This is a genomic window from Henriciella sp. (genome assembly GCF_049649345.1).
GTDB lineage: Bacteria > Pseudomonadota > Alphaproteobacteria > Caulobacterales > Hyphomonadaceae > Henriciella.
The window spans coordinates 1-4,356 of the sequence record NZ_JBARZC010000516.1 but is presented as its reverse complement, the minus strand read 5'-3'; the positions used below and the strand labels follow the sequence as shown (position 1 = coordinate 4,356).

The 4,356-nt window shown below is 61.7% G+C and carries 2 protein-coding genes; both read right to left on the bottom strand.

Annotation, left to right across the window (positions count from 1 at the left end):
- Positions 1 to 2,339, bottom strand: a 2,339-nt coding sequence (locus WA989_RS14240; RefSeq protein WP_424341149.1) for a zinc-dependent metalloprotease, incomplete at its 3' end; no start/stop codon positions are given.
- A gap of 73 nt (positions 2,340 to 2,412) precedes the next feature.
- Entirely contained in the window at positions 2,413 to 4,023 is a 1,611-nt protein-coding gene (locus WA989_RS14235) for a BCCT family transporter (RefSeq protein ID WP_424341148.1), read from the bottom strand.
- Positions 4,024 to 4,356: the final 333 nt, after the last annotated feature.

Genomic DNA, 4,356 nt, shown 5'->3' with positions numbered 1-4,356 from the left:
CCGAGATAGGCATCGATGCGAGCGGCGAGCCATGCCGAGTGATCGCTGTTCTGGCTTTCAAGAGCGCCGCGAAGGTCGCGCAAGGCGCCAGACGCGGCGGCTTTCACGGCGGTCGTCGTGTCGGCCCGAGCAAGATCCATCAGCGCGAAGGCGTAGCGCGCGCGGACCGTCTCGGAGATGGCGCTTGTGCGCTGGGCGCGCGGGCTGCGCATGACTTTTGTCTGGATCGCCTCGAACATCTCTTCGGCGCCGGGATTGGCGCTGTCGCGGCGATTGAATTCGATGAGCCGGGCGACGCGTTCGGGCGCAAGCAGCACATCGAAGGTGAGGCTGGCGGCGGTGTCGGCGGCAGCGGTGACGTCGAAGGCCGGGTCGGCGGTGTCGTTGAACAGTTCGCGCTCGCTTTCGGCCAGCGTGTAGTTCGAGAGGCCGGGGGTGAGCAAAGCGAGGGTGTCGTCGGAGAGGTCAAGCTCGGCCGGGTCGATGGTCGTCAGCACGGTTTCGAGCGCGGCGCGCTGGCGGGCCGGGTCAACGATGTCTGCCGCCGGCTGGCCGTCTCCGCGCAGGCCATAATTGAAGCTCATTCCGCCGATCAGCTTGGCGGCCGCCGCCGTCTGGTAGCGGTGATAGAGATAGATCGGCACGATGACCTTGTTGAGGTCGGCAATCGGCTCGCCGGGCTGGATGCGGTCGGCACCGAAATTGTCGAGCGCGATCCGGCGGACTTTCATCGTCTCGGCGAGGGCTTCTGCCGGGTCGGGACCATTGTCCCAGATATTGCCGAGCGGGTGGCCGGTCGCAGCGCTTCTGGCGTCTTCGTCATGCACCAGGATCAGGCCCCGGGCGCGGGCGTCTTCGATAAGCTGGTCGCGTTCCTCGCGGGTCATGTCGCCATAGAGCCAGGTCGTGGAAAACTTGTCCCATTCGCCGATGCCGACACCGTAGACATTGGAGAAATCAAGCTCGCCATCTGTGATGCGGACATCCGGGGCGGGATAGTCCATGACCGAGCCTTTGCCATAGGTGCTGGCGGCGAAATTATGCGCAAAGCCGAGCGGGTGGCCGATCTCGTGGGCCGCGAGCTGGCGGATGCGGGCAAGCGCAAGCTCGACCGGATCATCTGCGGCGCCTGTGCCGGTCTGGTCCGTGCCGGCGAGGCCTTCGAAGATCATCCGGTCCTGGCGCACGCGCAGCGAGCCGAGGATGACATGGCCTTTCAGCATTTCGCCGGTGCGCGGATCGGCAATGCCGCCGCCATAGGACCAGCCGCGCGTCTGGCGGTGGACCCACTGGACGACATTGTAACGGATATCGAGCGGATGGGCGTCTTCCGGCAGTATTTCGACGCGGTAGCCATCGGGATAACCGGCTGCGGCGAAGGCATCTGACCACCAGAGGGCGCCGTCCATCAGCGCGTCCTGGATCGGCTTCGGGGCGCCCGGGTCGATGTAGAAGACGATCGGGTTTATCGTCTCGCCGGCTTCGTTCTTTTTGAGGCGGAAGCGGCGGGCAAGGCGGGTCTCGACCGGCTCATCGAGGCCGGCGCTATAGTCATAATGGACAAGATCGATGACGCCCGCGCGCGGGTCTGACGGTAGGGGCGTGTAGCCCTCCTCAGGCAGACGCACGAAGGAATGATGCTGGATCAGCGTCACGTCGCGGCCATTGGCGGCGGCGGTAGAAACCTCGCGGCCTGGATCGGCGGAGGAAAAGGTCAGATAGGCATCGATCTCGACATTGTCGGGAAAGGTGAGGACGCTGCCCGTATCGACGAGCGTGCGGTCCTCGGTGAGTTTGAAATCGCCCTGACCGGCGTCCTTCAGATACTGGACGAGATTGAGCGCGTCGCTTTGCAGGAAGTCTGTGAGGTCAAAGATGATGTCGCCATCGTCTGATTTGATCTCGGCGCTGGCGATGAAGGAGTTGGCGAAGCTTTCGCGCACGGCGCGTTCTTCGAGCGGGTTATCCGGTGAGGCGCGGTAGGTCTGGTTTTCAACCTCGAGGATGATTTTGTCGCCCATTTTGCGGAAGACGAGGATCTCGCCGCTACTGCCCCAGCCGCGATCAAGGCCGACCGGGTTGGAGCCGAGGCCGGCTTTCAGGCGAACCGCGTGGATCATGCGCAGGAGGACGCCATTGTCCTCACGCGCGGGCAGGACGGCGTAGACCTTGTTGGTGTCCGCATCGACCTTGATGTCGATAAAGCCGGGGCGGGTCTCGAAGGCGGAGAAGTCGACCTTTTCGCTGTTCTCGGTTTCTGCTTCGGCCTCTTGCGTCAGCCCGCTCGACTGGCAGGCCGCCAGCAATCCGATAATCAGTCCGGCCAGCAAAAACCGCATATGTACCACTCCCAACGCCATGTCCGGCTTCACATAGCGGCAGAGCGGCTGCGATGTCGAGATGCCGGCCCGGTCAGGTTTCCGGTTCGGGTTTTTCCGCCTCGCCCGCAAGCTCGCTTCGAAGGCCGAGGAAGAGGCTGATGCAGCAGACCAGCAGAATGACGGTGAACGGCAATGCAGCCGTAATCGTGCCGGCCTGCAGTGACTGCAGCGTTGATCGCCCGCCGCCATAGAGCAGCATCGAGGCTGTCACGCCCAGCATGCAGGCCCAGAAGACGCGCTGGGGAACAGGGGCATCGGTCTTGCCGCCCGAGGTGATGCTGTCGACGACGAGAGCGCCGGAGTCTGCCGAGGTGACAATGAACACGACGAGGAGGAAGATCGCCGCGGTCGAAGTGACTGCCGCGAGTGGCAGGCTGTCGAGCATCTGGAACAGGGTCAGCGATGCGGTCTCGACCCCGCCGGCAAGGTCGCCCGTGCCGGTCTCGAATTGCTGGATGGCCGTCTCACCAAATGTGGTGAACCAGATCACGCAGATGATGAACGGCGCGATGATGACGACACTCAGATATTCGCGGACGGTCCGCCCGCGCGAGATGCGCGCAATGAACATGCCCACAAAGGGCGACCAGGAAATCCACCAGGCCCAGTAGAAGATCGTCCAGTCATGGAACCAGGCCTGGTCTTCGCGTCCGAACCAGTTGGTCAGGGCGGGCGTGTCCTGGAGATAGCCGACGAAGTTAGTGCCGAAGCCCGTCGTAATGGCAAGCGTCGGGCCGGCAATGAAGACGAAGATCATCAGGCCGAGCGCGATGGTCATGTTGATGTTGGAGAGCAGTTTCACCCCGCCATCCATGCCGCGGAACACCGAAATCACGGCAAGGCCGGTGATCGCCAGGATCAGGCCGACCTGCATGAGGAGGGTCGGTGTGAAACCGAGCATATAGCTGAGGCCGCTGCTCGCCTGCATGGCGCCAATGCCGATCGTTGTGGCGAGGCCAAAGACGGTGGAGATGACCGCCATCGTGTCGATGAAATGGCCCCATGCCCCCCAGACGCGCTCACCCAGGAGCGGGTAGAAGGCAGAGCGAATGGTCAGCGGCAGGCCTTTATTATAGGCGAAAAAGCCAAGCGCCAGGCCGACAATCGCATAAATCGCCCAGGGCGAGAGGCCCCAGTGGAAAAGAGTGGCGCTAAAGGCGAGGCGGCGGGCCTCATCACTGGCCGCTTCTGCATTGAGCGGCGTGCCGAACCAGTCGGTGTAATAGGCAAGCGGTTCTGCCCCGCCATAGAACATGAAGCCGATGCCGACGCCTGCGGCAAAAAGCATGGCCACCCAGGAATGGAGCGCAAATTCCGGTTTCGCATCCGCGCCGCCGAGCCGGATCCGTCCAAAGGGCGAGAAGGCCAGGAACAGGCAGAAGGCGAGGAGCAGCAGGGGCGTCATCGCAAACAGCCAGTCGAAGGTATGCAGCGTCCAAGAGCGCGCTGCTTCAAGCCCGGCAGCGGCTGCGTCTGGAAAGATAAGGGAGGTCCCGGCGAACAGCAGGACGAGGCCCGCGCTCAGGAAAAAGACCGGATTGTGAATGTCGAGGCCCCAGATTTCGACATTGTCCTGGCCGACTTCATAATCGGTCTCATAGTCCGTCGTCGTCTCATCTTGCGGCGGGGCGGTATCAGTCATTCAACATCTTTCAAAACTGGAAAATTGATTCGAAGTACAAATTAGTTCTTATCGGAATCGGGCCATGTATTTAGGTGTTATCAGACATAAATGGAATTGTCGCGCCTATGTGACATACGAGCAACATTCAAATAACGCTTTGATTTGAATGTATATTATATGTCTTTCAGTGCGGCCTGCTGGCGCAGGCCAGCTGCATGTGCTGCTCAATTATTTTACTTAGTCGAATAAAATTATATGTCTGTCGAGCGCTCGGTGAGGGGCGCCACCCGGCTGTCTCCACCAGTCCACGACCCAGCGGCCGCACCGGTTGCGGGCCTAAAATCAAACGAC